The 4742-nt window shown below is 74.8% G+C and carries 1 protein-coding gene; it reads left to right on the plus strand.

Going from position 1 to position 4742, the window contains the following annotated elements:
• Positions 1-4742: type I polyketide synthase (locus HW445_RS34145; RefSeq protein WP_180222195.1), on the plus strand; the 4742-nt coding region annotated here is incomplete at both ends.

The raw sequence follows: 4742 nt of genomic DNA on the forward strand, positions 1-4742 counted from the left end.
GGACGAGCCCGGCCTGGTGGCGGACCCCTCCGCCTCCCACGCCCGGCCGACCCCCGCCACCGCGGTCCAGGCCGACGCGGCGGCCGCCCTGCGAACGGTGCTCGCGACCCTCACCGGCACCGACCGGCAGCGCACCCTCCTCGAGATCGTCCGGTCCGAGGCCGTCACCGCCGCCGGCCTGCGCGACGCCGACGGCGTCGACCCCGACCGTGACTTCAAGTCCCTCGGCTTCAGCTCCACCACCGCCGTCCGGTTCCGGGACGGGATCGTCGCCGCGACGGGACTCGCCCTGCCGGCCACCCTCGCCTTCGACCACCCCACGCCCCGTGCCGTCGCCCGCCACCTGGACACCCTCCTGAGCGGTCGTGACGACGCGGTCCCCGCGTACACGGTCGCCGAGGGCCACGGCCCGGGGCGTGGCGCCGGCGCGGACGAGCCCGTGGCGATCGTCTCCATGGCGTGCCGCCTCCCCGGCGGGGTCGCCTCGCCCGAGGACCTGTGGCGCATGGTGGCCGACGGCGGACACGGCATCACCCCGTTCCCGCAGGACCGGGGCTGGGACCTCGCCTCCCTCTACCACCCGGACCCGTCGCAGGCCGGCACGATGTACGTCCGCGACGGCGGCTTCCTGCACGACGCCGCGGAGTTCGACGCCGAGTTCTTCGGCATCTCGCCGCGTGAGGCGCTGGCGATGGACCCGCAGCAGCGGCTGCTGCTCGAGGTGTCCTGGGAGGCGCTGGAACGGGCCGGCATCGCCCCCGCCACGCTGCGCGCCAGCCTCACCGGCGTGTACACGGGCCTCATGTACCACGACTACGGGACCGGGGCCAACGGCACCGGCACCGGCCCCGCCGAGGGGTACGTCTCCACCGGCACCGCGGGAAGCGTCGCCTCGGGCCGGGTGGCGTACACCCTGGGGCTCGAGGGGCCGGCGGTGACGGTGGATACGGCGTGCTCGTCGTCGCTGGTCGCCCTGCACCTCGCCGTCCAGGCGCTGCGCAACGGCGAGTGCGACCTCGCCCTGGTGGGGGGCGTGGCGGTGATGGCGCAGACCACGTCGTTCGTCGAGTTCTCCCGCCAGCGCGGCCTGGCCGTCGACGGTCACTGCAAGCCGTTCTCGGACGACGCGGACGGCACCGGCTGGTCCGAGGGCGTGGGCGTGCTGCTGGTCGAGCGGTTGTCGGACGCGCGCCGCAACGGTCATCAGGTGCTGGCGGTGGTGCGGGGCTCGGCCGTCAACCAGGACGGTGCGAGCAACGGACTCACGGCGCCCAACGGGCCGTCGCAGCAGCGCGTCATCCGCGCCGCGCTGGCCGGGGCCGGCCTGACCGGCGCCGACATCGACGCGGTGGAGGCTCACGGCACGGGGACGACGCTCGGGGATCCGATCGAGGCGCAGGCGCTGCTGGCGACGTACGGTCAGGATCGCCCGGAGGACGGGCGGCCGCTGTGGCTGGGTTCGCTGAAGTCCAACATCGGCCACGCCCAGGCGGCGGCCGGTGTTGCGGGCGTGATCAAGATGGTCATGGCGATGCGTCACGGAGTCCTGCCCGCGACGCTGAACGTCCGGGAGCCGTCGTCGAAGGTCGACTGGTCGGCCGGGGCGGTCGAGCTGCTGACGGAGGCGCGGGAGTGGCCGGAGACCGCTGAGCGCCCGCGCCGGGCCGCCGTCTCGTCGTTCGGCATCAGCGGGACCAACGCGCACGTCGTCCTGGAGTCGGCCACGGAAGAGGCGGCGCTCCGGGAGGAGCCCAAGGCCGAGGCCGAGGCCGTGCTCCCCGTGGTGCCGTGGGTGCTGTCGGCGAAGTCGCCGGAGGCGCTGGCGGACCAGGCCGAACGCCTGCTGGCCCGGATCCGGGAGGACACGGAGTTCGCACCGCTGGACCTGGCGTGCTCGCTGGCCCTCACCCGTACGCATTTCGACCGGCGTGCGGCGGTGGTGGGCTCCGGTCGCGATGACCTCGTGCAGGGCCTGGAGGCGATCGCCTCCGGTGCGGTGACGGGCACGGCCGCGCGGGGCGGCGGGCGTTCGGCGTTCCTGTTCTCCGGCCAGGGTTCGCAGCGGGCCGGGATGGGCCGTGAGCTGTACGAGGCGTTCCCGGTGTTCGCGGACGCGTTCGACGCGGTCTGCGCGGAGCTGGACCGGCACCTGGACCGGCCGGTGAAGGAGCTGGTCTTCGACGCCGAGTCCGACCTCCTCGACCGCACCGTTTACACGCAGGCTGGGCTCTTCGCGGTCGAGGTGGCCCTGTTCCGGCTGATGGAGCACTGGAGCGTCACCCCCGACTACCTCCTCGGCCACTCCATCGGTGAGCTGGCTGCCGCGCACGTCGCCGGTGTCTGGTCCCTCGAGGACGCGGCTGCTCTGGTGGCTGCGCGGGGCCGGCTGATGCAGGCTCTGCCGGAGGGCGGGGCGATGGTCGCTGTCCAGGCGACCGAGGACGACGTCCTGCCCCTGCTCACGGACAACGTGTCCATCGCCGCCCTCAACGGGCCCACCTCGGTCGTCATTTCGGGCGACGAAGACGAGGTGCTGGCCATCGCGGGCCGGTTCGAGAAGTCGAAGAAGCTCCGCGTCAGCCACGCCTTCCACTCGCCGCGCATGGAACCCATGCTCGAGCAGTTCCGCACCCTCCTGCGGACGGCCACGTTCCACGCTCCCCGCATTCCGATCGTCTCCAACCTCACCGGCACCGTCGCCGGCGAGGAACTGCTGACCGCCGACTACTGGGTCAACCACGTCCGCCAGGCCGTCCGCTTCGCCGACGGCGTCCGCCACCTCGACACGCAGGGCGTGAGCACCTACCTGGAGCTGGGCCCCGGCGGGGTCCTGTCCGCCATGGCCCAGGAGACGGCGGCGGCCGACGCGACGTTCGTCCCGGCCCTGCGCAAGAACCGGCCCGAGACCGACGCCGTCGTCACCGCCCTCGCGGAGCTCCACACCCACGGCACCACCGTCGACTGGGCGGCCTACTACGCCGGCGCCGACGCCCGACGCGTGGACCTGCCCACCTACGCCTTCCAGCACCAGCGCTACTGGCTGGAGCCCTCTCCCGCCGGCGCCGGTGACCCCGTGGGGCTCGGACTGGACCGCACCGGGCATCCGCTGCTCGGTGCCGAGACGGAGGTCGCGGGGTCGGAGGCCGCCCTGTTCACGGGGTCCCTGTCCGCGTCCCACGCCTGGCTGGGCGAGCACGTCGTCATGGGCACCCGCCTGGTGCCCGGCACGGCCTTGGTGGACTGGGCCTTGCACGCGGGCGGGCGGGTCGGCGCGCCGTTGCTGGAGGAACTGACGCTGCACGCGCCGCTGGTGCTGCCCGAGAGGGGAGGGGTGTCCCTCCAGATCGCGGTCGACACCCCTGGCGAGGACGGGCGGCGAGACGTCCGCGTCCACTCCCGTGTCTCCGGCGACAACGGGGACGGGTGGGTGCTCAACGCCGCGGGCGTGCTCACGGACGCGGACGCGGATGCCGGTGCGTCCGTGCGGGACACCGGATCCCTGGAGGTCTGGCCCCCGGCCGGCGCCCGCGAGGTCCCGACCGGGGCCGCGTACGGCGAACTGGCGGAGACGGGGCTGGAGTACGGCCCTGCGTTCCAGGGGCTCGGCGCCGTATGGCGGCGTGGGGACGAGGTGTTCGCCGAGGTGGAGCTCCCCGAGGCGGCCGGTGGCGATGTCCACGGGTACGGCGTGCATCCCGCGCTGCTGGACTCCGCCCTGCATCCCGTGGCGCTCGGCCTGCTGTCGGCCCCGGAGCCCGGGGAGACGGACGGCCGGACCCGGCTGCCGTTCGCGTGGAGCGGCGTGAGGCTGCACGCCGTCGGGGCCCGGCGGCTCCGGGTGCGGCTGGCGCCTGCCGGGTCAGGGGTCCCGGGCGTCTCCGTCGTGTGCGCGGACGAGACCGGCGCCCCGGTGGCCTCGGTGGAGTCGCTGGAACTCAGGCCGCTCGAGGCGGATCAGCTCGCGCGGGCGGGAGGCGGCGGCGCGCCCGGGAACGACCTGTACCAGGTGGACTGGGTTCCGGTGGACGCGCCGACGGCGGCCGAGGACGGTGCTCCTGACGCGCTGGTGCTCACCGTCCAGGCCGCCGCCGAAGGCGCGGACGTGGACCGTGCGGCCGAGGCCCGCCACCAGGCGACACGGGTGCTGGAGCGGCTTCAGGTGTGGCTCGGCGGGAACCCCCCGGACGACCGCCCGGTGCTGGTGGTCACCCGCGGAGCGGTCGCCATCGACGGCGGTGACGTGCCGGACCCGGGAGCCGCCGGTGTGTGGGGCCTCGTGCGGTCGGTGCAGTCGGAGTACCCGGGGCGGGTCGTGCTCGTCGACACGGACGGCTCCGTCCGGGACCTCGCGTCCCTGGCACGCCTGGACGAGCCGCAACTCGCCGTGCGCGACGGAGTGCCGTACGCCGCCCGCCTGACACGGTCCGACGTGACGGCCGGGTCCGGCAGCCGCCCGGACGTCGACGGCACCGTCCTGGTGACGGGGGCCTCCGGCACCCTGGGCGGCCTGATGGCACGGCACCTGGTCACCGCGTGGGGGGCCCGGGACCTCCTCCTGGTCAGCCGGCGCGGCGCGGCCGCGCCCGGTACGGACGAACTCGTCGCCGAGCTGCGCGACGCGGGCGCGGCGGTGCGGGTGGAGGCGTGTGACGTCGGTGACCGTGCGGCGCTGTCCACCCTGCTGGCGACGGCCGTCGCCGGTGGCAGGCTGGCCGGCGTGGTGCACACCGCGGGCGTGCTGG

The organism is Streptomyces sp. UH6, assembly GCF_013421635.1.
In the GTDB taxonomy this organism is placed as follows: domain Bacteria; phylum Actinomycetota; class Actinomycetes; order Streptomycetales; family Streptomycetaceae; genus Streptomyces; species Streptomyces abyssomicinicus.